The organism is Sinomonas notoginsengisoli (assembly GCF_021554725.1).
Taxonomy (GTDB): domain Bacteria; phylum Actinomycetota; class Actinomycetes; order Actinomycetales; family Micrococcaceae; genus Sinomonas; species Sinomonas notoginsengisoli.
Map to the genome: position 1 here is coordinate 650,060 of NZ_JAIZDP010000001.1, position 25,528 is coordinate 675,587.

At 68.7% G+C, this 25,528-nt stretch carries 24 protein-coding genes and 1 pseudogene; 5 read left to right on the forward strand and 20 right to left on the reverse strand.

From position 1 onward, the window contains the following. Positions 1–60: 60 nt before the first annotated feature. From LF262_RS02975 to clpS, 4 genes are read right to left on the reverse strand one after another with little or no spacing between them, the layout of a single operon-like run. On the reverse strand, positions 61–858 hold the full coding sequence (locus LF262_RS02975) for an MBL fold metallo-hydrolase (protein ID WP_235778766.1): 798 nt from the start codon (positions 856–858) through the stop codon (positions 61–63). Further along, positions 855–1,820, reverse strand: coding sequence for a glutamate racemase (gene murI, locus LF262_RS02980; RefSeq protein WP_235778767.1), 966 nt, complete (start codon positions 1,818–1,820; stop codon positions 855–857). The genes LF262_RS02975 and murI overlap by 4 nt, the downstream gene beginning before the upstream one ends. Further along, positions 1,813–2,394, reverse strand: a complete 582-nt coding sequence (locus LF262_RS02985; protein ID WP_235778768.1) for a DUF2017 domain-containing protein — start codon at positions 2,392–2,394, stop codon at positions 1,813–1,815. Before LF262_RS02985 ends, murI begins: the two co-directional genes overlap by 8 nt. After that, a complete protein-coding gene (gene clpS, locus LF262_RS02990) occupies positions 2,387–2,704 on the reverse strand; it encodes an ATP-dependent Clp protease adapter ClpS (protein ID WP_235778769.1) in 318 nt (105 codons plus the stop codon). The genes LF262_RS02985 and clpS overlap by 8 nt, the downstream gene beginning before the upstream one ends. 70 nt (positions 2,705–2,774) lie before the next feature. Between clpS and LF262_RS02995 the strand changes: the two genes are divergently transcribed. Continuing rightward, positions 2,775–4,103: a nicotinate phosphoribosyltransferase gene (locus LF262_RS02995; RefSeq protein ID WP_235778770.1), complete on the forward strand. Its 1,329-nt coding sequence runs from the start codon at positions 2,775–2,777 to the stop codon at positions 4,101–4,103. Positions 4,104–4,118: 15 nt separating this feature from the next. Here the strand turns inward: LF262_RS02995 and LF262_RS03000 are convergent, their stop codons facing one another. The 9 genes and pseudogenes from LF262_RS03000 to LF262_RS03040 form a co-directional block, all read right to left on the reverse strand. Next, entirely contained in the window at positions 4,119–4,712 is a 594-nt protein-coding gene (locus LF262_RS03000) for an isochorismatase family protein (protein ID WP_235778771.1), read from the reverse strand. Between the two features lie 70 nt (positions 4,713–4,782). Then, the gene (locus LF262_RS03005) at positions 4,783–6,591 is read right to left on the reverse strand and encodes a DEAD/DEAH box helicase (RefSeq protein WP_372462713.1); all 1,809 of its coding nucleotides are present in this window, start codon (positions 6,589–6,591) and stop codon (positions 4,783–4,785) included. Next, positions 6,588–7,991 (reverse strand): MFS transporter, encoded by a 1,404-nt coding sequence (locus tag LF262_RS03010; protein WP_235778772.1) that lies wholly within the window; start codon positions 7,989–7,991, stop codon positions 6,588–6,590. The genes LF262_RS03005 and LF262_RS03010 overlap by 4 nt, the downstream gene beginning before the upstream one ends. Positions 7,992–8,061: 70 nt before the next feature. Beyond that, the gene (locus tag LF262_RS03015) at positions 8,062–8,397 is read right to left on the reverse strand and encodes a DUF3039 domain-containing protein (protein ID WP_235778773.1); all 336 of its coding nucleotides are present in this window, start codon (positions 8,395–8,397) and stop codon (positions 8,062–8,064) included. Positions 8,398–8,423: 26 nt separating this feature from the next. Further along, positions 8,424–8,815 (reverse strand): annotated as a pseudogene (locus LF262_RS03020) (sugar phosphate isomerase family). Positions 8,816–8,858: 43 nt separating this feature from the next. Next, a complete protein-coding gene (locus LF262_RS03025) occupies positions 8,859–10,457 on the reverse strand; it encodes a transporter (protein ID WP_235778774.1) in 1,599 nt (532 codons plus the stop codon). Next, the gene (locus LF262_RS03030; protein WP_235778775.1) at positions 10,442–11,215 is read right to left on the reverse strand and encodes an ABC transporter ATP-binding protein; all 774 of its coding nucleotides are present in this window, start codon (positions 11,213–11,215) and stop codon (positions 10,442–10,444) included. Before LF262_RS03030 ends, LF262_RS03025 begins: the two co-directional genes overlap by 16 nt. Positions 11,216–11,229: 14 nt before the next feature. Beyond that, positions 11,230–12,237: a tetratricopeptide repeat protein gene (locus tag LF262_RS03035; RefSeq protein ID WP_235778776.1), complete on the reverse strand. Its 1,008-nt coding sequence runs from the start codon at positions 12,235–12,237 to the stop codon at positions 11,230–11,232. Between the two features lie 108 nt (positions 12,238–12,345). Beyond that, on the reverse strand, positions 12,346–14,070 hold the full coding sequence (locus tag LF262_RS03040) for a DUF8094 domain-containing protein (protein ID WP_308190483.1): 1,725 nt from the start codon (positions 14,068–14,070) through the stop codon (positions 12,346–12,348). 186 nt (positions 14,071–14,256) lie between these two features. Here LF262_RS03040 and LF262_RS03045 point away from each other — a divergent pair, with 186 nt between their 5' ends. Next, the gene (locus LF262_RS03045; protein ID WP_372462714.1) at positions 14,257–15,564 is read left to right on the forward strand and encodes an AI-2E family transporter; all 1,308 of its coding nucleotides are present in this window, start codon (positions 14,257–14,259) and stop codon (positions 15,562–15,564) included. A 57-nt stretch (positions 15,565–15,621) separates the two neighbouring features. Here the strand turns inward: LF262_RS03045 and LF262_RS03050 are convergent, their stop codons facing one another. Beyond that, a complete protein-coding gene (locus tag LF262_RS03050; RefSeq protein ID WP_235778778.1) occupies positions 15,622–16,419 on the reverse strand; it encodes an alpha/beta hydrolase in 798 nt (265 codons plus the stop codon). A 49-nt stretch (positions 16,420–16,468) separates the two neighbouring features. Further along, positions 16,469–16,813 carry an Rv1322 family protein gene (locus tag LF262_RS03055; RefSeq protein WP_235778779.1) on the reverse strand — a complete coding sequence of 115 codons (345 nt, stop codon included), beginning with the start codon at positions 16,811–16,813 and terminating at the stop codon, positions 16,469–16,471. 89 nt (positions 16,814–16,902) lie between these two features. Between LF262_RS03055 and nucS the strand changes: the two genes are divergently transcribed. The 3 genes from nucS to LF262_RS03070 all read left to right on the forward strand — a co-directional run bounded on the left by nucS (position 16,903) and on the right by LF262_RS03070 (position 19,397). Beyond that, complete coding sequence (gene nucS / locus LF262_RS03060) at positions 16,903–17,598, forward strand: endonuclease NucS (protein WP_235778780.1); 696 nt, start codon at positions 16,903–16,905, stop codon at positions 17,596–17,598. 60 nt (positions 17,599–17,658) lie between these two features. Then, positions 17,659–18,900 carry an N-acetylglucosamine-6-phosphate deacetylase gene (locus LF262_RS03065; protein WP_235778781.1) on the forward strand — a complete coding sequence of 414 codons (1,242 nt, stop codon included), beginning with the start codon at positions 17,659–17,661 and terminating at the stop codon, positions 18,898–18,900. A 293-nt stretch (positions 18,901–19,193) separates the two neighbouring features. Then, positions 19,194–19,397, forward strand: coding sequence for a cold-shock protein (locus LF262_RS03070; protein ID WP_235778782.1), 204 nt, complete (start codon positions 19,194–19,196; stop codon positions 19,395–19,397). 106 nt (positions 19,398–19,503) lie between these two features. Here LF262_RS03070 and LF262_RS03075 read toward each other — a convergent pair whose 3' ends face one another. From LF262_RS03075 to atpD, 5 genes are read right to left on the reverse strand one after another with little or no spacing between them, the layout of a single operon-like run. Then, positions 19,504–22,014, reverse strand: coding sequence for a bifunctional lysylphosphatidylglycerol flippase/synthetase MprF (locus LF262_RS03075; protein WP_235778783.1), 2,511 nt, complete (start codon positions 22,012–22,014; stop codon positions 19,504–19,506). Continuing rightward, a complete protein-coding gene (locus LF262_RS03080; RefSeq protein WP_235778784.1) occupies positions 22,011–23,330 on the reverse strand; it encodes an alpha/beta hydrolase in 1,320 nt (439 codons plus the stop codon). Before LF262_RS03080 ends, LF262_RS03075 begins: the two co-directional genes overlap by 4 nt. A 7-nt stretch (positions 23,331–23,337) precedes the next feature. Beyond that, entirely contained in the window at positions 23,338–23,769 is a 432-nt protein-coding gene (locus LF262_RS03085; RefSeq protein WP_235778785.1) for a DUF2550 domain-containing protein, read from the reverse strand. Between the two features lie 10 nt (positions 23,770–23,779). Next, on the reverse strand, positions 23,780–24,061 hold the full coding sequence (locus LF262_RS03090; protein WP_235778786.1) for a F0F1 ATP synthase subunit epsilon: 282 nt from the start codon (positions 24,059–24,061) through the stop codon (positions 23,780–23,782). A gap of 1 nt (position 24,062) precedes the next feature. Continuing rightward, positions 24,063–25,514 carry a F0F1 ATP synthase subunit beta gene (gene atpD / locus LF262_RS03095; RefSeq protein WP_235778787.1) on the reverse strand — a complete coding sequence of 484 codons (1,452 nt, stop codon included), beginning with the start codon at positions 25,512–25,514 and terminating at the stop codon, positions 24,063–24,065. Between the last annotated feature and the right edge of the window lie 14 nt (positions 25,515–25,528).

Sequence of the window (25,528 nt, forward strand, 5' to 3'; positions counted from 1 at the left end):
ACGGTCGGTGAAGTCCGCACCGTCGCCCTGCCCAACCGGCGTCATCGCGATCCCCAGGGGTCAGACGGTGTAGTGCACCCCCGCGACCGCGACGGCGATCGGCCCCTCGTACGCCTTCTGGGCCTCCGCGACAGAGAGGTTCGCGTCATTCCACACCGGGAGGTGGGTCAGCAGCAGGCGCTTCGCATCGGCGTCGTGCGCCGCCTGGCCCGCACGCAGGCCGGTGAGGTGGACACCGTCGATCGCGTCGTCCCGTCCCTCGTGGTACGCGGCTTCGCACAGGAACAGGTCCGCCCCACGTGTCGCCTCGACGAGCCCGGAGCACGAGTCGGTGTCCCCGGAGTAGGCCAGCACCCGGCGCTCCACCCCGCCCGCGGTGTCGGGCTCGGCGCACTCGACGCGCAAGGCATAAGCCTCCGCGATCGGATGGCGGGCCACGAAGGGCGTGAACCGGAAGGGGCCGAAGTCGACGGCCTGCCCGGCCTTCCACTCGTGGAACTCGAAGTCCTCGTCGAGGTCCGCCTCGGGTTGCATGTCCAAGGCGGTCGTGATGCGCTTCTTCGTCGCAGCCGGCCCCCATACGGGCACGCGCCCGGCGGTCCATCCGTTCGGGTCCCAGTGGACCGCAACATGCAGGCCTGTCAGGTCCATGCAGTGGTCCGGGTGCAGGTGGCTGAGGAGGACACCGTCGATGTCGGCCAGGTCGACATACCTCTGCAGGACGCCGAGCGCGCCCGAGCCGAGGTCCAGCAGGATCCGCCAGTCCCGCTCTCCGTCGTTGGCTGTCAGGAGATAGCACGAGGCGGGGGAACTCGGGCCCGGAAACGAGCCCGAACAGCCGACGATGGTGAGCTTCACGGTGCCATCCTCCCGGTGTCGCGCGCGGCGAAGTGGGAGATCCGCGCCGACCCGCCGCGGGCGCGCGCCGCCTCGAGCATCTCGGGGGTGATCTTGGCCAAGCTTGCCGTGGGATAGCGGGCCGCGACGTGGTCCGCGTGCTGGACCCCCTGGACCTCCGGTCCGAGGAAGCGCCGCGCCAGGACTTCGAACTGGACGGGGTCGCCGGTCGCGACGAAGCTGTGCATCGGCGGCCCGTCACCGGAGCGAACCAGCCCGTTGCGCATGAGCGCGCGGTACACGTCCTTGGCGGTCTCCTCCGCGCTCGAGACGAGGGTCACACCCTCGCCCATGACATAGGAGATGACGCCGGTCAGCAGCGGGTAGTGGGTGCAGCCGAGCACTAGCGTGTCTACCCCGGCCGCCTTGAGCGGGGCCAGATAGCGCTCTGCGACCTCGAGGAGCTCGGGGCCGGTGGTGATCCCTGCCTCGACGAACGGCACGAATGCGGGGCACGCCCCAGACGTGATCTCAAGGTCCGGGGCCGCGGCGAACGTGTCATCGTAGGCCCGCGAGCCGACCGTCGCGCTCGTCCCGATCACCCCGACGCGGCCGTTGCGGGTGGCGACGACTGCGCGCCGCACGGCCGGCTGGATCACCTCGATGACGGGAATGCCGTAGCGGGCCGTGTAGCGCTCACGGGCATCCCTCAGGACCGCTGCCGAGGCCGAGTTGCAGGCGATCGTGAGGGCCTTGACCCCCGAGGCCACGAGCTCGTCCATCACGCCGAGCGCGAAGGCCCGCACCTCGGCGATGGGCAGCGGACCGTACGGTCCGTTCGCGGTGTCTCCCACGTAGACGATCGATTCCTGGGGCAGCTGGTCGATCACTGCCCGAGCCACCGTGAGGCCGCCCACCCCCGAATCGAAGATGCCGATCGGCCGTTCGGAGGCCGGCAGTTCCGCTGTGCCCGGCTCACTCATGGCCGCTGCCGTGGGAACGGGTCCGGTGTGCGTCCAGCATGGCCTCGAGGAGTGTGGTCTGGAGCCACGTGACGAAGTTGTACACCAGGGCGAGGTACGCATCGACGTCCTCGGCCTCTGACCAGTCGGTAATCCCGTGGACCTTCTCGGCATCCTCCTCGCTGCGGATGCCGAGGCGCTCGGCGAGGACGAGGCGCACGTCGTTGAGCGCCGTCGACCAGTGCCGGGCGGCGGCGTCGTCAAGGACGAGATGCACGGACTCGAGGGACAGCGAGGCGGCACGCAGCGCACCGGCCTTCCCTTCCCTCAGCGAGCGTTCGGTGAGCCGACGGAAATCCAGGGAGGCCGCGGCGTCGTCCGTGAACGCATTGGGAAGCAGCCGGGCCAGGGCGGGGTCCTCGGGCTCGCTCGCATTCGGGCTGAAGCCCACGAGCGCCTCAAGCGGGTCCTCGTCGGCAGGGCCGAGATCCAGCATGCCCACCACGTCGTTGAAGAGCCCGCGGAGCAGCTCCCGCTCTGGTTCCTCGAGGCGCCCGGTGATGCCCCGGCGACCATACGTGAACGGTTCAGCCATTCTGTCCGGACCTCTCCACCGTGGCCCACAGGCCGTAGGTGTGCATCGCGACCGCGTGCTGCTCGACGGCCTCCTTCGATCCGTGGGTCACGATCGAGCGGCCCTCGGTGTGGACCTGCATCATGAGGGCGTCCGCCTTGGCCTCTGTGTAGCCGAAGTACGTCTGGAACACGTAGCTGACGTAGCTCATCAGGTTGACGGGGTCATTCCAGACGACAAGGTTCCACGGGGTCAGCCGGACTGTGTCCTCCCTCGCCTCGGCCTGCCCGGCGACCTCCTGCGAAGGCTCGGTGGCGACGCTGATGCTCATGGCGTCCATTCTAGGCAGGCTGGATCGCACTGCCCGGCCCCAGCGCGCCGCGCGCGTATAGAGTGGCAGCGTGACCGACACGAGTCCGTGGGTGCAGCCCCGCACTTCACTGTTCACCGACCACTACGAGCTCACGATGCTCCAGGCCTCGCTCCACTCCGGTGCCGCACAGCGTCGGTGCGTGTTCGAGGCCTTCGCCCGCAGGCTTCCGGACGGGCGGCGGTATGGAGTGGTGGGCGGCACCGGACGCCTGCTCGAGGGCATCATGGACTTCCGGTTCTCAGATGCCGAGCTCGGCTTCCTCGAACGCACGCACGTGGTCAACCGCGAGACGCTCGACTACCTCGCGAACTACCGCTTCACGGGTAACGTGTACGGCTACGCCGAGGGCGAAGCCTACTTCCCGAACTCGCCAATCCTCATCGTCGAGTCCACGTTTGCCGAGGCCTGCATCCTGGAGACCTACGTCCTGTCGGTGCTCAACCACGACTCGGCGATCGCTGCCGCGGCCTCCCGCATGACCACGGCGGCCCATGGACGTCCGTGCATCGAGATGGGCTCGCGTCGAACCCACGAGGAATCCGCGGTCGCCGCCGCGCGCGCTGCCGTCATCGCCGGGTTCGCCAGCACCTCGAACCTCGAGGCGGGACTGCGGTACGGCATCGCAACGGTCGGCACGGCGGCACACTCCTTCACGCTCCTGCACGACACCGAACGGGACGCCTTCGAGGCACAGGTTGCGTCGATGGGCGTCGGGACGTCGCTACTGGTGGACACCTACGACGTCGAGACGGCAGTCCGCAGTGCCGTCGAGATCGCCGGTGACAAGCTAGGCGCAGTCCGCCTCGACTCTGGCGATCTGATCGAACAGGCGCACTGGGTCCGCGAGCTCCTCGACGAGCTCGGCAACGTCAACACGCGCATCATGGTCACCTCGGACCTGGACGAGTACGCGATAGCCGCGCTGCAGTCCGCGCCCGTGGACGCGTACGGCGTCGGCACCTCCCTCGTCACCGGCTCCGGCGCCCCCACCGCGTCCATGGTGTACAAGCTCGTGAGCCACACCGACGACGACGGCAGGGAGGTCTCCGTCGCCAAGGCGTCCAAGAACAAGGCGACCGTGGGCGGCCGCAAGTACGCCCTCAGGCGCCTGGACGAGCGGGGGCGTGCGACGCACGAGATCATCGGCGTGGGACACCGCCCGCACGACGACGGCAATGACCGCCCGCTGCTAGAGCACTTCATCGTCGACGGCGAGCTGAAGCCGGGATGGACGGGCCCGGAGGGCGTTGCACGCGCGCGGGAGCGCCATGCGGCGTCGCTTGCCGAGTTGCCCTCCTCCGTCCAGCGCATGCACCGGGGAGAAGCTGCAATCCCGACGGTCTACGAGGACAACTGACGTCCAGGCCGGTGCTCAGGACTCGAGGGTTACGCCGGCTGTCTCGAGGTCACGGTACGTAAGCGTGAGATCCTGCGCGATTCCCGCACAGAGTCCGGTCAGGACCCGAGTGCTGTAGCCGGCGTGCGCTGCGTCGAGAGCCGTCGCCTTGACGCAGTAGTCGGTCGCGATGCCGACGACGTCGACCGCTTGGATACGGCGTTCGCGGAGCCACTCGTCGAGCGTGGAGGAATCATCTGCATGGCCGGCCGCGTCGCCGTATTGGGCGAGATGGCCCTCAAAGCCCGAGTATGCCGCGGCATACTGCCCCTTGCGGAACATCGCGTCCACACCTGCAACGTCGAGCGAGGGGTGGAATTCCGCGCCAGGGCTCCCTGCCACGCAATGCGCGGGCCATGAGTCGACGAAGTCCGGGTGCTCCGAGAAGTGGTCGCCCGGGTCAACGTGCCAATCCTGGGTGGTGACGATCGCGTCGTACTCGGCCGCATGCTCCGCGAGGAACGAGCTGATGCGGGAGGCGGCTGAAGCGCCGCCCTCGACCGCGAGGGAGCCGCCCTCGCAGAAGTCATTCTGGACATCGACGATCACGAGTGCGCGGGATGCATCCATGGCACCATTCTCGCCCTTACTTCACGCAGCGCGTGATGGCCAGAAGGCTCGCCCTTAGGAGGGGAGGATGTCAGGCGCGCCCAACGAACCAGTCCGCAAGCTTCGCCAGCCGCGCCTTGAGCTGCTCCTCGCTCGCCTGCGCCACAGCGGGGCCCCCGCACAGCTCGCGGAGCTTGTTGTGCACCATTCCATGGGGGGTGCCGGTGCGGGCGCTCCAGGCTGAGACGTTCTTCGCGAGCTCGTGCCGCAGGTCCATGAGCCGGCGGTGGTCGGGGACGCCGGACGGCCCCGAGGACGGGGGCCGCGAGCGGTGCCGTGAGACCTGCTCCTGCTGTCGCTGCCTCAGCAGCGTCGCGACCTGGTCAGCGTCGAGCAGCCCCGGGATGCCGAGGAAGTCGAGCTCCTCGTCCGAGCCGACGTCGCCGCCCATACCGAACTCGCCGCCGTCGAACAGCACGCGGTCAAACGCCGCCTGCGACTCGAGGGCCTCGTACGTGCCCTTGGCCAGGGTATCGGAGGCCTTCTCCTCACGGTTTGCCTCCTCCATGAGGGACTCCTCGAGGTCCATGAGCCCGTCCTCGTCATGGGACGGCCGGTCGAGCGCGTGGTCCCTCTCGAGCTCCATGGAGTTCGCGAGCGCCATGAGCTGCGGCACCGAGGGCAGGAAGACCGAGGCTGTCTCCCCCCGGCGCCGAGCGCGCACGAACCGCCCCACCGCCTGGGCGAAGAACAGCGGCGTCGATGTCGACGTCGCGTAGACACCGACCGCGAGGCGCGGCACGTCGACGCCCTCGGACACCATGCGGACCGCTACCATCCAGCGTTTGTCCCCGGCTGAGAAGTCCTCGATCTTGGTGGAGGCCTTTGCGTCATCGGACAGGATGACCGCGGGCGACTCGCCCGTGATCTTCTTCAGCAGGCCAGCGTACGCCCGCGCGTCGTCATGGTCGGTCGCGATGACGAGGCCGCCGGCGTCCGGTACTGAGCGGCGCACCTCGGTGAGCCTCCGATCGGCGCCCGCGAGCACCGCAGGAATCCACTCGCCCTGTGGGTTGAGGGCCGTCCGCCACGCTTGGGCGGTCACGTCCTTGGTCACGGCGGCCTCTCCGAGGGACGCGGCCATTTCCTCGCCCGCGCTCGTGCGCCACCGCATCTGCCCCGAGTACGCCATGAAGATCACGGGCCGGACCACGTGGTCGCGCAGAGCCTCCCCGTAGCCGTACGTGTAGTCGGCCTTGGACCGGCGGATTCCGTCCTTGTCCTCGGCGTACTCAACGAACGGGATCGGCGAGGTGTCCGAGCGGAAGGGGGTTCCGGTCAGGGCAACGCGTCGGACGGCGGGGTCGAACGCCTCACGGAGGCCGTCGCCCCACGAGAGGGACTCCCCGCCGTGGTGGATCTCGTCGAGGACCACGAGCGTCCGTGCGGCCTCGGTCTTGGCCCGGTGCAGGAGGGGCTTGCTCGCGACCTGCGCATAGGTCACGGCCACCCCGACGAAGTCGCGGCCGTGCGCGCCGTCGGCGTTCTTGAAGTTCGGGTCGATGGCAATGCCGACGCGTGCAGCGGCATCAGCCCACTGGCGCTTGAGGTGATCGGTCGGCGCGACGATGGTGACCCGGTTGACGATGCCCCGCTCGATGAGTGTCGACGCGACGCGCAGGGCGAAGGTCGTCTTGCCGGCGCCGGGCGTCGCGACGGCGAGGTAATCCCTCGGTGCGAGGGATAGGTACTTGTCGAGCGCCTCCTGCTGCCATGCGCGCAGCTTTGGTGCGGTGCCCCAGGCGGCCCGGTCGGGGAACGCAGGGGGGAGGGTGGGAGAGGCCGGGGGGAGGGATGAACCGGGGGTCGACGACGGATCCCCGAACAGGGTTTCCCTCACGCGCTCTCCCCGTCGGCGCGTCCCTCGGACACAGGCGACCGCGCGTCGCGCGACCTCCCACTGGCGGACGCTGCCAGAAGCGCAGAAACCATGAGGGCCGTGGCCAACGGGACGAAGACCGAGGGCCCAGGAACCGCCCCCGGGGTCAGTAGCAGCGAGTACAGCGTTCCAGCTCCGGCGGTTCCAATCACTCCACCGAGCATATCGGCCATCTGGAGGGAGGCCGAATTCCGCCCCCTCGTGGCGGCATCACTGTAGTCGAGCACGAGCACCGATGTCGTAGTCACGGACAGGCCCATGCCCGTCCCGGCGAGGAACCACGAGGCCGCGAGGAGCCACGGGGTGACTCCTGCGGCGACCGTGGCGGCGATGGATCCGAGGCCTACCGTCAGGATCACCGACCCGAGCACGAGGAAGGCCGGCTTGGGGAGCCATCCACGGGCCTGCGCGAACGAGCCGATGGTCCATCCGACAGCCCCGCCGGTGAGGGCGAGGCCCGCGACCGACGGCTCGAGTCCGTACGCGTCGACCAGGATGAGGGGAATGAAGGCCTCCGCGCCGAAGAACGCGAGGGTCAGGAGCGCGCGCACCACCATGACGGCTGGCAGCCCCCTCGCGACCCGTGCCACACCGGGGGGCATGAGCCTCGGTGCCGTCGCCACGACGCCTGCGATCCCGGCAAGCACGACGGCGGCGAGTGCGGCCGGCGGGATTGTCACCGCCGTCCCGGGGTCGGCCCAGGATTGGACCGCCCATTGCGCCCCTGCGACGCCACCGGCGAGGATGACGCCCAGGAGGGCACGCCGTCGTCCTTCGCCGCGACCCAGTGCGACCTCGTCGGGTGCCCCCAGTCCGCGCACGCGTGGCCACGTCAGCCCTACCGCCACCACGACAATCGGTGCAACCCCGAAGAACACCCATCTCCAGCTCGCGTGCTGGGCGAGGAGCCCCGAGACGTATGGCCCCACGAGGGACGGGACGACCCACGCGGCCGAGAACCAGCTGAACAGGACGGGCTGGAGGGCGGACGGCAGCGTCTGGCCGATGATGACGTAGAGCGGGACAATCATGAGCCCGGTGCCCGCACCGGATACCATGCGCCCGATCGTGAAGACCGAGAAGTCCCACGCGCCGCCGGCCAGCACGAGCCCGCCGGTCATGAGCACGAGCCCCGTCAGGAGGGATGGCCGGGGCCCGCTGCGGTCGCACCACGGACCGGCAGCCGCAGTGGCCGCCAAGGACGCCGTGAGGAAGAGGGAGAACGCGAGCCCGTACGCACGCTGGCCGCCGAGGTCCGCTGCGACAACCGGCATCGCCGTCGTGACGGCCATCGCCTCGAACGCGCTGCACGTGACGATAGCCAGGAGCCCGATCACCAGTCCCCGGTAGACGGAGGACATGAGCCGGGGTGAGCGCGACGGGGTTCCAGCTGCCCCGTGGGGACCGTCCCCCACAGGTGCCGTCACCGGGTCAGGACTTGTTGTCGTCGCCGCCGGGGCGCAGGCCCTCGTAGATCTCCTTGCATGTAGGGCAGACAGGGAACTTCTTGGGGTCGCGGCCTGGGGTCCAGACCTTGCCGCAGAGCGCGATCACAGGTTCGCCGGTGAGGGCGGACTCCATGATCTTCTCCTTGCGCACATAGTGGGAGAACCGTTCGCGGTCACCAGGCTCAAGCTCCTCACGGAGTTCCTCGCGCTCGATCGTCGCGGTGGATCCGCCGCGCGTAGGCTCGCCGGGGTCGGTGCCGAAGGGATCGCCGGGCTGGGACTGGAATGGGTCCGGAGGCATCGTGGTCATGGATTCCATGCTAGCTCGCGCGCATGGACCTGGGCTCAGAGCTTCTGCCACGGCGGCTTGTTCTCGTAGGCGTGGCGGTAGTAGTCGGCGAGCCGGAGCGAGGACGCCGCCGCCTCGTCGACGATCACCGTGGCGTGGGGGTGGAACCTCGTCGATCGAGGCCGCCTCGTACGCACCGCAGGGCGCCTCGAGGTCGTCGGCGCAGGCGTCCGGGCTGTGGACCCGCTCTGGGTCGATGGTGACGCGCGAGGCGAAGTCGCGCCGGATGACTCACCGGTACGACTCCGGATGGTTCGCCGGCAGGCCAACGTACTCGTCCAGCACGAACGCGGAGGACTCCGTCCGGCTTGCTCTCCAGGAGCGTCGAGAATACTGACGCAGCGATCCTGCCCACATCCCGCGAGTCCTTGAGGATGACAACTTCCAGGGTGGATCTCCCCTCGCCTGGCCTGCAGCCGGTGTGCGGACCGTCACCCCGCCTTGGTGAGGCTTGCGTACAGTTCCGGGGCGCGCACATCCATGAGCCTGCCGCCCAGGAGGACTCCGAGGGCGAGGAGTCCGCCGCCCAGCAGGACCCCGACACCGAGGCATGCCCACCCGTACACCGGCGCGCCGCCCGTCGCGGCGAGGGCAGTGAGCACGATCTCGGGCAAGGCGAGGATTCCGAGTGCCGCGATCCCGCCGAGCTGGACGAGGATGGTCTGCGTGCTCGCGCCAGCCGGCCTGCGGAAGGGGCTCTCCCCCGGCAACGGCACCGTGACCGTGTAGCGGGCGGAGACCACCGAGGAGAGCCCGACGCCGGAGAGGAGCACGCCGAGTGCGAGTCCCAGGAAGGACGGGAACAGCCGCCAGTCTCCCGCGAGCAGGAACGGGAGCGCTGTGATCAGGGTCATTATGGGGAGTGCGAACAGCAGCAGCGCCGCCGCCCGTCCCATCCGGTCGGACCGGCCCCTCACTCCGGCGGAAACGTGCAGCGAGAAGGCTGTGGAGTCGTACGAGACGTCCGCGGAGATCGACCACGCGAGGATGAATGCGGCGAGCGGGCCGGCGATGACAAGCGGCCCGTCGAGCAGCGAGACGTGCTCCGCGCGGCGGGTGATCGAGGAGGCGTAGAGGACCACGGGCAGGAGCGGAACGACGATCAGGCCAGTGGTGTACCGCGGGTCCCGGATCCAGTAGGTCAGGGCGCGGGCGGCGACCGCCCCCGCAGGGCTCGGCGGCATCCATCCGAAGGCCCCGAGCCCGCGGCGGGAGGACCGTGCCCTCGGCGCCGAGCGGCTGCCCGGGCTCTCGAGCGCCCGCGCCAAGGCCCAGGACCAGCCCCAGGCGGCAAGGACGAGGGCCGCGGCCGCGATGACGAGCTTGGCCAGTGCCTCGAGGACGTTGCCCTCGGCCGCGGCGGCAGGCGCCGAGAACGGTGCGCCCAGTGGAGTCCAGGCCAGTACGTCGGCCCAGGCGACGAGGCCCGGTGTCCCGCCGCCGCCCATGCCCCTCGCCAGCAGGGAGATAGCCGGCCCGAGCAGCATGAGGGGGACGACGAACGCGATCCGGCTCACGTCGCGGAAGCGGCGCGAGGAGGCCAGCTCCGAGGCGATGCTCGCGACGAGCCGGCTCACGACCACGCACAGTCCGAGCGCGAGCACCGCCCCGACAGCCGCCACGATGAAGGCCAGCAGCCCACGCGTCCAGGGAACCGTCGACGCGGCAAGTACGAGCGTGGTGCACACTCCGGGCACCCCGATGAGCCCCGTGACTGCCTGCCCCATGAGGAGCTGGCGCAGCGGGATGGGGAAGAGCGCGAAGCGGGCCGGGTCCAGTGTGAGGTCGATGCCCGCGAAGAGGACCGGCGTGAGCGCCCACCCGACCACCAGGAGCGAACCGGCCAGAACCATCACCGTCTCGGCCAACGGCGTGGGCAGCACACTGAGCGCGAGGAGGCCCACGACCGCGAGGAACACGAGCCACAGCCCGTAGAGGGCGCCGAGAACGATGCCCACGAGCTGCCACGGGCTGCGGCGCAGGCCGTTGCGCAGAAGGAGCAGCTTGAGCCGGATCAGGTGTGCAACCACGTCAGGCCCTCGGTGTGCCCCCGGCCTCCCATGAGGGCCACGAAGCGGTCCTCGAGGGTCTCCCCATCGCGGACCTCATCCACCGTCCCGGCGGCGAGGATGCGGCCCTGGGCCACGACGGCGACGTGGTCGCACATGCGCTGGACCAGGTCCATGACGTGGCTCGAGACCACAACGGTGCCCCCCGAGCGGACGAAGTCGGACAGGATGGCCCGGATGCTCGAGGCCGAGACCGGGTCCACCGACTCGAAGGGCTCGTCGAGGACGAGGACCTTCGGCGCGTGGACCAGCGATGCCGCGAGCGCGATCTTCTTGGTCATGCCCGCGGAGTAGTCGACGACGAGCGTCCGAGCGTCCGGTGTCAGGTCGAACGCCTCGAGCAGGTCGCGGGTGCGCTGTGCCACGGTGGCGCGGTCCAGACCGCGGAGCAGGCCCGAGTAGGTCAGGAGCTGCTCGCCGCTGAGCCGGTCAAAGAGCCGGACACCGTCAGGGAGGACGCCCAGCAGGCGCTTCGCTGCGAGGGGGTCCGCCCACACGTCCACACCAAGCACGGATGCGCTTCCCACGTCGGGCCGCAGGAGGCCCGTGGCCATGGACAACGTGGTGGTCTTGCCCGCGCCGTTCGGCCCGACGAGGCCGTAGAACGACCCCGTGGGAACCTCGAGGCTGATGCCGTTGACGGCGACCTTGCCGCCGAAGGCCTTGACCAGGCCGCGCAGCGACAGCGCGGAGTGCGTGGACGGGACGGGATCAGCCATGAGAGCCTGCCGGACTAGAACAGGGCCCGGGCAAGCTGCTGCCGTGCGGAGCTCACGCGGGGGTCCGTCGGCCCGACGACCTCGAAGAGTTCGAGGAGCCGGACCCTGGCGGCCTCGCGGTCCTCTCCCGCGCTTCGGGTGATGAAGGCGACGAGCCGGGAGAACGCGTCCTCGACGTGGCCGCCGGCGACGTCGAGGTCCGCGACGGCCAGCTGCGCCTCGAGGCTCTCGGGGGCCGCCGCCGCTTGGGCGCGCGCCTTCGCGGCACCGGGATGGTCCACCTCGGCGACGCGCGCCATGAGCTGGACCTGGACGAGCCCGGCCTTCGCCTCGCGGTCCGCGGGCTGCTCGGCCAGGGCCTTCCGGTACGCGGCTTCCGCAGCAGCGAAGTCGCCGCGGTCGATCGCGTCGAATGCCTCCTGATGCAGCGGTGGCAGCTCGGGCTCGGCGGCAGCGGCAGGGGCGCCGTCTACCGTACCAGTCACACCGTTGGCCTCGGCGACCCGAAGGAGCTCGTCGAGGAGCTGACGAGACTGCTGCTCAGCCGCTGCCCCCTGGAAGAGCGGGATGGGCTGGCCCTTCAGGATCGCCACCGCCGTCGGGACGGACTGAGCCTGGAAGGCCTGCGCGAGCTGGGGGAAGGCCTCTACGTCCGCAGTGGCATAGAGCAGGCGGCCGCCGTACGAGCCGATTATGGTGCCCAGCTCGTCGCGGAGGCGCTGCGACTCTGGGGAGTAGGAGGCCCAGAGGAGCACGACGACGGGCACGGTCGCCGAGTGCTGGACCACGTCCCCGAAGGTGCGCTCGTCGAGGTCGATCCGGCCGGAGGACGGCGCCGGTGCACTGCCTTCGCCCGCCGGAACGCTCGCGCCTGCAGCCTGGGCGCCCCCTGGTGGGGCAGCTGGGCCATTGGGCGATGCGGCCGGGGGCGTCGCGGTGGCGCGGGCCTTGAGGGCCGAGAGGTCGACGGCGCCGCGGAAGTTCAGCTGCGGCTGGGGCTGGCGGGAACCGGGAACGCTCATGGGTCCAGCTTAGCGAAGGGCCGGGGCGCAGGAGGGCGGGTCGAGAAGAGCGGGACGGCACCCTCCGATGGGGTGGTGCCGCCCCGCACCTGGCGGCTTCGCAGCTGGTCAGCTCACGCTGGCAGCCGAGAGATTGCGCGTGGCGCCGATGAGGTTCACCGGCTGCGCTGCCCCGTCCTTGGACACGTAGAGCATGACCGACTCCCGGAACGTCAAGGCCATCTTCTTACTGGCCTCCTTGCCGCCGGCCAGCGCGGCGGCGTCATCCTGCAGGGTGACCTTGTCGCCTTCGGCCTTCGGAGTGCCCTCCACGACGAAGTCGAGCGGGGCGATGACGATCGCGCCCCCGTCGGCGGTGCGGAACGCCGCGGCCTCGTCGCCGACCGGCGAGTGCTTGAAGGTGAACGTGGCGTTCTCGGCCTTGGAAATGTCGGTCTGGTAGCCGAAGGTGTCCTTGATGTAGGCGTTGTCCGGGATCTTGTCCTTCCACGCGCTGCCACCGGTGGACAACCTGTCTGCCACGCCTCCGATCGCGTCCTTGGGGCTCACGGCGAGACCGGCCTTGTCATCGAGGGAGATCTGGTCAGCTCCGGATTTGGGCGTGCCGGGGAACGTCGCACCCGGCAGGAGCGGGGCGGCCTCGATGAGCTTGTAGTTGTCCCGTGCCGACGCCTGGCGGAGCGTGACGAGCTGTGGGGTGCTGTTGCCCTCGCCCTGCGTCACGGCAACGACAGTCCGCGGCCACGATCGCTGCGTGGTCACGACGCTCGTGAGGAGCTTGGACGCGCGGACGGGTGCGATGGCGGGTGCATTGGCCACGGCCGCCCGGACCTTGTAGTTCTGGGTGCGTGCGAGCAGCGCCGAGCCATCGACGCGCGCGGCGAGCTTGCCCGCGTCCTTCGCGTCGTCGCCGCCCTGGACAGCGTTCGCGGTCTGATCGAGGATGCGCGAGAGCTGGTCCTCCGTGACCACCCGGGCCTTGGCCGGCTCCGACGCACTCGGCGTCGGCGTGCTCGTGGCCTGGGCCGGGAGGGCGCCCACCCCGCTGCCGAGGACAGCCGCGAGCACGACGGCGAGCGGCCCGCCCAGGCGGCCCAAGGCACTCAGGCGAGGCACGGCGTCGGGCGTGCGCTCAGACTTTCCCGGCGCGCGGCGGGACGCCTCCGGGATGGCGGCGGTCGCCGGATCGTTCGTTGGCGCGGTACGGCGCCGCCCAGCGCCGCGGCCGGAACCCCCCCGACCGAGCCTGTCCAGAGCGGCGAGGACCACGGCGCCGACTATGAGGAGTGCCCCGATCACGAGCAGGGGGACGGCCCAGGGCGTGGTGGCGTGGCTCGGCCACGTGATGCTGACGTCCTGCGGGGCCGCAGCCTTTCCATCGCTCGCGAGGAGGAGCTGCCAGTCTCCCGAGTCAGGGAGGTCCCAGTGGTACTCGAGAGTGCCGCTCGCGCTCTGCGTGGCGGCGAACAAGTCCGCGCCAGCCGGGCTGGGCGACTCTGCGTCGCCGTCCGCGTGGGTCGCGGCGAGCATCTTGCCGTCCTCCGAGGCGCCGGCAATAGTGGTGTGGGCGGCCTTGCCGACCCAGGCGGCCATATCGTCCGGACGTGCCGTGGCCAGGACGTAGTTGCCCTGGCCGTGGATGGTCAGTGTTGCCTCTCCCCCACGGAGATCACGGAGCTTGGTGTCGATCACGGTCAGCGGAGCAGCCGGGGTGTCTGCGGGGAGCGTGGCCGTGACCTGCTCGTCCGGCGCCCACCACGTCAACTGGCCGATGCCGGCCACAAGGGCTACAAGGCCGAGCAGCAGGAGCGCGGCTGCGGTCTTCAATCGCACAGGAATAACCTCACGTCGGGGAAGGGGACGCATCCATGGTAACCAAATCGTGATCATCGGGCCGCATCGGACCGGCTGGTAACGTGTCCGCGTAAGGTGCGGGGACGCCCGTACGGCCGGCGCCGGGCGGTGCAATGGGCGCCTGTCGCCGACCGTCAGGACCCAAATCGAGCAGAAGGCGGGGGCGTGGGAGAGAAGCACCAGCCGGGACCGATCGATCCGAAGTCTCCTTCATCGGCCGATCCTCATCCTCCGATCAGCAAACCCGTCATCGGCGGCGACCTGCCGCAGGCGCACGGGGTGAGAAGACTCGCGCGCGGTGTCCTCCGCCGGCTCCGGACGCCGCTGCCCGGGGCACAGCCACGGATCCGCTTCGAGATGCCGCCCCTCGCAGAGGACGAGTCGGCCCATATCCTCGAGCCGGGTGAGCACGGGTTCGGAGAGCCCGGACCGCGCGTCTCCGCGCGCAACCCGGTTTACATGGGCTTCATGGGCGCGGTCGGCGTTGGGATCGCCCTCGCACTGTATTACGTGGTGGCCCACACGACCCAGCTCCTGCTGTGGATCTTGGCAGCGCTCTTCATCGCCCTCGGGCTGGACCCAGTCGTCCGGTGGCTCGAATCGCACCGCATACCCCGGGCGCTGGGGATCATCGCGACGATCTTCGCGCTCCTGGCGATCCTGGGCGCATTCTTCGGAACGCTCATACCGACGATGGTCGAGCAGATCACGCAGCTGGTGAACAACGTTCCAACGTGGATCCAGGACTTCCTGAAGTCCGACTTCTACCGCAGCATTGACGAGCAGTTCGGCATCAAGAACCGCGTCACAGAGGAGCTGCAGAAGTTCGGCCAGGACTCGACCGCGATCACGAACATCTTCGGCGGGGTCCTCGGCTTCGGCACCACGGTGGCCAATTCCCTGTTCGGCGTGCTGATCGTCGTGGTCCTGAGCCTCTACTTCCTCGCGGCGATGCCGACGATGAAGCTCTGGGCCTACCGGCTCGCGCCGCGTTCGCGCCGCCGCCGGGTCCAGGCACTGAGCGAGGAGATCACCCGCTCGGTCGGCAACTATGTGATCGGGCAGGTGTGCGTCGCGGCCCTGAACGCTACGTTCGCCTTCGTCGTCATGAGCATCCTGACGGTGCCCTTCGCCGCGCTGCTCGCGTTCATGGTGGGGTTCCTCGCGTTCATCCCACTGGTCGGCGGCGTCGTGGCGGGAACCATCATCTCCCTCGTCGCCCTGACCTCGGGATGGCAGACGGCCGTCATCCTGGCCATCGCATACTTCGCATACCTCCAGTTCGAGGCGTACTTCGTCTCACCGCGCATCATGCAGCGTGCGGTGGCCGTCCCCGGCCCGGTGGCGGTCATCTCGGTGATCGCCGGCGGTACCCTTCTGGGCGTGCTCGGAGCACTCATCGCAATCCCTACCGCCGCCTCGGTGATGCTCCTAATCAGGGAGGTCTTCATCACACGTCAGGACCAGCACTGACCGCTCAGTGCCGGCTCTGGCACTGGAGCGCCGGGACAGCATTGTCGGCGCGCGGCCCTATGCCGCCGTCGCGGAAGGACCCTCCCACGTCGTCGGAATACCGTCAGGGCCAGACCCGGCGCTTGTGGTCTCGTCGACGATCTCACTGAGTGCCCTGTGCACGAACTTCTCCCCGACCCACAAGTGCTTCGCGCCGTCGACTCCAACGACTCTGGCCTGTGGCACTCGGGCGAACCGCCGGGCGGCCTCGGCTGGGCGGAGATAGTCGTCGAACTCCGGCACGAGTGCCGTGAGCGGGGCGCCCGATGCCGCCCAGGCATCCAGATCGGCATCGCCCGCTCGGTGCAGGGGCGGTGAGAGCAGGACTGCGCCCTCAATCTCGCTGACGACAGGGGCGAGGGCGCCGTATTTGAGGACGAGTTCGGTGCCGAACGACCAGCCGACGAGCCAGCGGTGGGGAAGCCCGCGGTCACCGGCGAAGCGCACGGCGGCCTCGATGTCGGCCCTCTCCCCGACCCCGTCCTCGAAGCTGCCCTCGCTCGTACCGCGGGGGCTCGCGGTCCCGCGGGTGTTGAACCTCAGCACGGCCAGCCCTGCGAGTGTGGGAAGGCGGAACGAGGCCTTGCGGAACACGTGCGAGTCCATGAACCCGCCGTGGGTCGGCAGGGGGTGGAGGGTCACGAGCGTGGCGACTGGCTCCCGGTCCATGGGCAGGGCAAGCTCGCCGACGAGGGTGAGCCCGTCCTCGGTGTGCAGTTCGATGTTCTCCCGGCGCGCGGGCAGTACCGTGTTGGCGCGGATCTGCGTCGGACCGTCTGACTCGGCGAACACATAGGATGCGGGATCGAAGCTCATGCGCCCCACAGTATCGGCTGCGTGCTGTGTCCCTGGCCGCGCTGCTGGGCTATCGGCGGCGGTACGTGCGCGTGCGCCAGCAGTGCGTGTGCCAATGGCGCCGGTCCGCGATGGCCGCCTCCTCGCCGAAGAGATGGTCCTCGGCCCAGACGACCACATGGGCAACCCCCGGCGGGATGATCCGCGAGCAGCCGGGGCAGGTGTAGTCCTTCGCCGCGTTCCGGGTCGTCACCCGCCGGACTCGCCACTCGCCGTCGGGCGCAGACTCGAGCCGCGCGAACCCCGCAAGGACGCGTTCGGGGTTGAAGTCGTCGAGCTCCTCGCGTGCTCCCGCCGCTGCACGCTCGGCCCGGGGGACGGCGGGACGGCGGCGGGGTCGGTTCGAGCGCGGCATGCCTCCATTCTGCCGTGCTGCGCCCACCGGGCCGCCCGCGGGGGATCTCGGTTCAGCCCGGCGGCGGTGCCGAAAGGTAGAGTTCTCGGGTGCGACTTGTCATTGCCCGCTGCTCCGTCGACTACGTGGGGCGCCTCAAGGCCCACCTGCCCCTCGCCACGCGCCTCCTCGTGGTCAAGGCGGACGGCTCGGTGCTCGTGCACTCCGACGGCGGGTCCTACAAGCCGCTGAACTGGATGAGCCCGCCAGCCCGCCTGCACGTTGTAGGCCCCGATCAGACGGAGCTCGAGGAAGGGGTCCTCGAGCAGTGGACGGTCCAGTCGGCGAAGGCGGACGACCGCCTCATCGTCAACGTCCACGAGTTCCTCCACGACTCCTCGCATGAGCTGGGGGTGGATCCCGGGCTCGTGAAGGACGGCGTCGAGTCGGACCTGCAGCGGCTGCTCGCGGAACAGATCGAGACGCTGGGCGCGGGCTACACGCTCATCCGGCGTGAGTACTACACGGCCATCGGACCCGTGGACATCCTCGCCCGCGACGCGACTGGAACCACCGTGGCAGTGGAGCTCAAGCGGCGCGGCGACATCGACGGCGTCGAGCAGCTCACGCGCTACCTCGAACTGCTCAACCGGGATCCCCTCCTGGCCCCCGTCCGCGGCGTCTTCGCAGCCCAGCAGATCAAGCCTCAGGCGCGCGTCCTGGCGCTCGACCGGGGCATCGACTGCGTGACGTTGGACTACGACGCGATGCGTGGAGTGGATGACGTGGAGTCCCGCCTGTTCTGACCGGTCCCAGTCCGAGGTGGACCGGGGTCGAGAATGCCGACCCTCGCCTAAGGTAGAGCCATGACCTCCGCAGAGTCTTCCGCTACGGTTCCCGCCCGCCTGACCCTCACGGGCAGGATCGTGAGTGATGGCACGGAACTCGAGGACGGCCTCGTCGCCGTCGAGGACGATCGGATTGAGTATGCGGGAGAAGCCTCGGGCTTCGATTCTGCGGCCTTCGGGGGCACGCAGGTCCCGCTGCCCACCGGTGCGCTCCTGCTCCCCGGCCTCGTGGACCTGCACTGCCACGGCGGGCAAGGGGTGGACTTCACGAGCACCGACGAGGACGGGGCGCGCCGCGCGATCGCACTCCTCCATGCGGAAGGCACCACCATGCTGCTGGCGAGCCTCATGACGGCGTCGAAGGACGAGCTCCTGCGCGGCGTCGCCCTCTTCTCCCAGCTCGACGCGGAAGACCTGATCGCCGGCGTCCATGCGGAAGGCCCGTTCCTCTCCCCCTCCCGCTGCGGGGCGCAGAATCCCGACTTCCTCCTGGAGCCGGACGTCGACGTCGCGATGGAACTCATCGAGACGGCCGACGGCGCGCTCGCCACGATGACGTATGCTCCGGAACTGCCCGGCGCGTCGGACCTCGTGGACCTCCTGACCGCGCACGGCGTGACGCCCTCGCTGGGGCACACCGACTGCGACGACGCGACCGCCGAGGCGTCCCTCGAGCAGGCCCGCGATGGCCTCACGGCCGCGGGGTTCGATGGCGCCGAGGGCCTGCCCACCGTGACCCACCTCTTCAACGGCATGCCTCCCCTCCATCACCGCTCCCCTGGTCCGGTTGCGGCGTGCCTTCGGGCGGCAGCGGTTGGCGGGGCGGTGGTCGAACTCGTGGCCGACGACGTGCACCTCGCCCCGGCCACGGTACGGACCATGTTCGGGCTCGTCGGCTCGGCCAACATCGCGCTCGTGACGGATTCCATTGCTGCCGCAGGGCTGGGCGATGGGCACTACATGCTCGGCCCGTCCTCCGTGACGGTCGCGGGCGGAGTGGCGACGCTCGACACGACGGGGGCAATTGCGGGCAGCACCGCAACACTCCTTGACGTCGTAGCCCACGCCGCCGCCGCGGGCGTTCCGCTGGCCGACGCCGTGTTCTCGGCCAGCGCCGTCCCCGCCGCGGTGCTCGGCAAATCGGACGAGTTCGGCAGCCTCCGCCGAGGACTGCGTGCAGACATCGTGGCCACTGACCCGGACCTGGGACTCGTCTCCGTCGTCCGTTCTGGCGTTCTCCTTCCCCCCAAACTAGGCTGAGTTCTCAACGGAAGAAAGTCGCGTCCGGGGGGACCGAGAACGGGTTCTCTCTGCGTTCGCCTGAATTTCTTTCGGACGTTGAGAAGAAAACGGTGGTGTGCCGTTGACCGCACATGCCTGTCATGATTGGCTAGTGCCAGTCTTGATGTAGGTAGCAGTGTTTTTCATGCAATGCATGCTCGCAAGACCGTTGCGAGCGTGGAGTTCCCGGTAGCCCGGGTCCTCCCGCGGAGTAACTCGGCCGGCACATAAGTGCCGGTGTCACGATGCAATTCCACAGGAGAACGCAGGACATGGCACAGGGGACCGTCAAGTGGTTTAACGCAGAAAAGGGCTTTGGCTTCATCACGCCAGATGACGCCGAGTCGGACGTTTTCGTCCATTACTCCGAGATCAAGTCGAATGGCTTCCGGACGCTCGAGGAGAATCAGCGCGTCGAGTTCGAAATCGGTCAGGGCGCGAAGGGCCCGCAGGCGACAGGTGTGATCGCTCTCTGAGTGATTGATCGAGCCGGTCGATGCCGGCGGAGGGGTTCCGGTTCGCCGGAACCCCTCCTTTTTCCTTGAGGTGACGCTAATTGCAATTGCTCACGTCCGATGCGGATTATGCAACCATCTGCCGCAGGATTCTCATCCGGTGGCGCATTGTCAGGCCCGGCAGATAAGCCTGCGCGAGGGCCTGCCCGATGGCTGGGAGTTGGAGCGGATCCTGATAATACATATACAGTGAGTGGTATTCGGGTTGAAACCGTGACTTGAACTTCGCAAGCGACCGGAAGCCGTAGACAGGCTCCAAGGCATGTCCCACAGCGTTCAGGAGCCCCGAGAGAAGCTCATCCCCGGCATCGACTTCAGCACGCTCGCTTGCCGGATCGGCCGCGAGCGGCGAGCCGGAGAGCGAGATCCATTCGACACTATTACGCAGCTCCGTGACGGCCGAGGCGATGAGGAATTCCATGACGCCTGAGAAGGCGCCCGGTCCACGGCGCATGAAGTCCAGGGTCCAGCCCACCACCCGGTTCTCCTCGAACACCGGCAGCCAGCTCGTGACGGCGTGGATCTTCCCGTCCCCGTCCATGGCCAGGCAGACCAGCACCTCAGGGTCGTCGATCTCGTCGAGTCCTCCGAGGGTGAACCCCATGTCGGGCAAGGCCTTCTGGGCTGACCATTCCTCCGAAAGCGCGCTGAGCTGCTGGCGCTGCGACGGCGAGAGCAGGTGGTACCGCGTCCACACCGCCCGCACTCCGAGCTTTCCGGCCTTGTTCACGGCGGTGCGGACGTTCTGCCACTCCTTGCCGACGAACTCGAGTTCACGCACCGACAGGCGGGTCTCCTGCGCCACCTCGACGCGGTGGAAGCCCCTCGAGCGGAACGTCGGCCACAGGTCGCCCGAGAGTGAGTAGAAGCAGGGTACGAGTGCATGCTCGGCGCAATGCGCTATGAATTCCCCGACAGCTGCTGGCCCTCTGCCCGGCGCACCGATGGGCCCGGCGACCGAGAGCGCGACTCGGCCGTGCAGTTGGAACGCGAGTCCCGCCGTAGCATGGCTGTCGAACCAGAATTGGTTGGGTGGCCAGAGCGTCATCCATGAGAGCGAGCCTCCACCCCGGCGCACAAGGCTGCGCGCCAAGTGGAGGCTGTCATCCCGAGCACCCAGCGACTGGCGTCCCTTCAGCACCACGACCGCCACGAGGATCAGGCCCACGAGCCACAGGATGAGTCCGCTGTGGGTGAACAGCCAGAGCTCAGCGGCACTCCGGTTCCGGAACACCACCTCGTAGCTGTTGGGGATCGGCGATGGGAGGTACTGGCGGACGAGCTCTGTCAGGAGTCCCCAGACAGAGTCGCGGCGGCCCAGTCCTCCCCCCTGCCACCACAGCACTGTGTAGGTGAGCACGAGTCCTCCGGCCACCACGGCCGCTACACCACCCAGGCGCCGCCGCATGCCCCTCGCCGTCTCGACCGGAAACAAGTTGCGGTTGAGCAGGAGCACCACGATGAGAGCCACCGCGGTCAGGGCAATGGGCAGGATGTGCACGAACCCAGAGGCGAGGAGCGAGAAGCGCGGCCGCCGTGGCGAGGCCGGCATCCTCAAGAACAGTGCGAGGTAGCCGATGGCGAGGACGCCCACCGCAACCTGCACGGCGACGGCCAGCCGCAGTGCCACGCTGCGACCGCGCCGGAGGCCCTCAGCGCATACCAGCAGGATGGCCATCGGCACGAGCGCCGTCACATATCCCTCCGGCGAGAGGAAGGCCGGCTGCGCCGCCTGAAGGCACCCAGCATCCACCGTACCCCCGCAGTCCTGCTGCAGCTGGACCAGGGCGGGCATCGGGTTGAGCACCATCTCCCGCACGAGCGCGAGCGGACCGGACGGGCTGAGCGAGAGCGCGGTGAGGACCGGGCCGACCGCTGCGAGGGTGACGATGACCACGATGATGTTCCGGCGCTCGCGGACGGATGGAACGACCAGGTGTGGTGGGTCGTGACGCCGGCCTCTGAACCACCAGGAGGCAACGATCCCGAGCGAGGCCCCGATGAGACCAAGGACGGTCTCCGAGTGGCCCACATACAGCGTGAGCATCGCCGCGATCCCCACGACCGCTGTCCGGAGTCGGCGCCGCCAGAGGATCCCAAGCGATGGGCTCGCGGCCATGGCGGTAAAGAGCGCGGCCGGGTAAGGCCCCAGGACCGGGTCCTCTACCATCGAACCCAGCCAGCCGTCCCCGCCAATCCGGGCAAGCTGCGTGAGCGCGAAGAAGACCGTGACCGATGCGAAGTCGCCGACGAAGAACAGGGCTGCGGCCTTCAGCGTTCCGTAAGCTGTCTCCGCCACGGGAACGAGCACGCCGACCACCACGGTCGCGGCGAGGTAGGCGAGCGGATTCGTGACGAAGAAGATCGACGTCATCGCTGCCCACCACTGGCCCGACTGCAGCGAGCCGAGGTCGCCGCCCACCACGTCGAGGACCTCCGGCGACGGACCGGACAGGATGCTGCCCGTGGCCAGACCGGCAATCCACATGGCCGCGATGACAGAGAGCGTGAAGGGGACTCGCCGGGCACCGCGCAACGCGGCCTTCCCCGGCGACACCAGGGCGGAGGGCCCGATCATGGCAGCCGCCATCGCGTCGCGAGCATGTCAAGGCCTACGGGAATCGCCTTGGCAATCATTTCCCACGAATGGGCCTCGCCCGGCACGAACTCCTCGTGCACCTCGGCGCCACCGCCTCGGGCCTGTTTCGCGATGACGTCTGCTTGGGCCATGAAGTCAGGATCCCGCCTGCCGGCCGCGAGGAAAAGGAATTGGCCCTCATGACCGCCCTCTGCGAAGAAATGGGCGGGGACCTGCGCCTCGAAGGCGGCCTCGTCGCCGTCGAACGCAGTGTCGATCGTCTTGCGGCGCTCCTTGGCCAGCGCAGGCTCCTTTTCGGCCCCGAATCCGAGCGCGGAGCTGAACAGCTCGGGGTGCTGGGCCAGCAGCTGGACGGCGCATGTGCCGCCGAAGGAGAACCCGCCCGCGGCCCAATGGGTGGGATCCTTCGCCACCGTGAGGTGCTCCTTGATCCATGGGACAACGTCCTGGGTGAGGTAGGTTTCGACCTTGCCGAGTTTGGTGTCCATGCAGAGCGTGTTGTTGCTCGGCGTCCCGATCGGATCCACGACCACGGCGACGGGGGCAACGCCGCCGTGCTTCGCGGCGAGCCGGTCCATCGTGGCCCTGAGCCTGCCCCCTGAGAGCCAGTCCGAGGGATTGCCCGGCTGGCCCGCCATGAGGACGAGGACCGGCAGCTCGGGCCGAGGCACGGCGAAGTATGCAGGCGGCATGTACACGTAGGCGTCTCGGGCGGAGAACCCGGACGCCGCGTTGGGGAGGTGGACCTTGCGGAGTTCGCCATTGTCGGGGAGGTCCGCCGGCGCCCTCCAATCGGCCAGGGGCACAGAAGCTGCGCCTGCGCGCTCGAGTGCCTGGCTCATCGGCTGGATGCGGTTCACCGAGACCCCCGCGAGATCCGCGATAGTCAGATTGAGGCCGAAGTATGCGTTGACCTGCTGGGCGGACAGGAGCACTGCGGCAACCACGGAAACGACTGCGGCCGCTCGACGGCCCCATGCGCGTCGGGCCGCACCGAGCCTGATAATTCCGACGAGGCCCAGCACCACCCCGAGAATGCCGACACCCGACCAGAAGAGCACCTCGGGCGGCAGGTCCTCCGGGAAGATAGACAGGACATCGACGATCAGCCAATGGAGCACCAGTGTCGCAGCCACCGCGAAGGCCGCCGATGCGACTGCCAGGATCGCACCGCGGGCACGGGGCCGGGGCACCAGGACGAGGGCCGCGAGGAATGCCAGGCCGGCAATTCCCAGCACCCAGCATGCGACAGCCACGGGCCCGTCGACGACGCGCAGCTCGTAAAGCCAGTCCATCCCGGCCTCAGCGCCACGTTCCGATGCCGATGACCGGTCCGGCTTCAAGCCAGGACGCCAGACCTGCGTAGGCACTGAAGTCCATCGCAAAGCGGACCGTCTCGCTGAGGTACTTCAGCTCGACGACGACGACATCAGCCTGAACACGTGTGCGCTCGGACTCCGTCGGGGCCCTCCGTCCGAGCAGTTCGAGTGAACTGCGGGTGAACCGATGCCGGGGCACCGGGCTGAGGGAGAGCAGATTGAACCATTCGAGTTCAGTGTCCTGATAACGGCAAACCCCCATCCGCCACGGCCCGGAGGCCATGGAGATGGAGGCATCAACCGTCCCCAGGGTGCGCCGCAGGACGAACCGGCGCACCCCGAGGGCGCACAGCATCGCTGCGAGGAGCAGGAAGACCGCTGCCAGGACGATGAACGGAAGGGCAGAATCGTCCATCGAGGTCAGGCTAACGGGTTCCCGCGGCCGATTCGCCGATCTGGGCGTTGTCGGCGACAATCACGACTCGGTCGGAGTCGACCGAGAAGAACCCGCCGTCGACCGTCGCCGTAATCCTCGAGCCGGAGGCCGGCTCGATCACAATGTCACCCGCATGCATAATCGCGAGGACGGGAGTGTGGCCCGGAAGAATCCCGATTTCCCCGTCCGCTGTGCGGGCCTTGACCATCTTCGCCGGGCCAGACCACACGAAGTGGTCCGCCGCGACGATCTCGACCTCGAGCTCAGCCATGCTACTTGGTCTGTTCCTGGATCTTGGCCCAGGCGCGCTCGACGTCGTCGAGGCCGCCGACGTTGAAGAACGCCTGCTCGGCCACGTGGTCCATCTCGCCATCGCAGATGGCCTTGAAGCCCTCGATCGTGTCCTTGATGGACACGGTCGAACCCTCGACACCCGTGAACTGCTTCGCGGTGTAGGTGTTCTGCGAAAGGAACTGCTGGATGCGACGGGCACGCGCCACGACGATCTTGTCCTCTTCGGAGAGCTCGTCGACGCCGAGGATCGCGATGATGTCCTGCAGTTCCTTGTTCTTCTGCAGGATCTGCTTGACGCGCAGGGCTGTGTCGTAGTGGTCCTGACCGATGTACTGCGGGTCGAGGATGCGCGACGTCGAGCTCAGCGGATCAACAGCGGGGTACAGACCACGCGAGGCAATGTCGCGGGAGAGCTCCGTCGTCGCGTCCAAGTGCGCGAACGTCGTCGCCGGGGCCGGGTCGGTGTAGTCGTCAGCGGGGACGTAGATCGCCTGCATCGACGTGATCGAGTGGCCGCGCGTCGAGGTGATGCGCTCCTGGAGGAGACCCATCTCGTCGGCGAGGTTCGGCTGGTACCCGACGGCCGAGGGCATGCGGCCCAAGAGGGTCGACACCTCGGAGCCCGCCTGCGTGAAGCGGAAGATGTTGTCGATGAAGAGCAGCACGTCCTGGTTCTGGACGTCGCGGAAGTACTCCGCCATGGTCAGGGCTGAGAGCGCGACCCGGAGGCGCGTGCCTGGCGGCTCGTCCATCTGCCCGAACACGAGGGCGGTGTCCTTGAGGACGCCAGCCTCCTCCATCTCGACCCAGAGGTCGTTGCCCTCGCGGGTGCGCTCGCCCACACCGGCGAACACCGAGGTGCCGCCGAAGTTGCGAGCAACACGGGTGATCATCTCCTGGATGAGCACGGTCTTGCCGACGCCGGCACCACCGAACAGGCCGATCTTGCCGCCCTTGATGTACGGGGTGAGGAGGTCGATGACCTTGATGCCGGTCTCGAGCATCTCGGTCGAGCCCTCGAGCTGGGCGAAGGACGGGGCCTTGCGGTGGATCGGCCAGCGGTCTGAGGCGTCGATCTCCGACTCTGCAACGTCAAGGGGCTTGCCCAGGACGTTGAAGATGTGGCCCTTGACGCCGTCACCCACGGGGACGGAGATCGGGGCGCCGGTGTCGACGACCTTGGTGCCGCGGACGAGTCCGTCGGTGGCCTGCAGCGAGATGGCGCGGACGAGGTTGTCGCCGAGGTGCAGGGCGGTCTCGAAAGTGATCTCTCGGGTGTGGTCGCCGAGCGTGATCGTCGTCGTCAGTGCGTTGTAGATCTCCGGAATCGCGTCGGCCGGGAACTCGACGTCGACAACCGGCCCGATCACGCGGGCAATACGGCCCGTCGCGCCAGCGGTCGCAACCGCTTCAGAGGCAGTGGCAGTCATCTCTCTCACTTCTT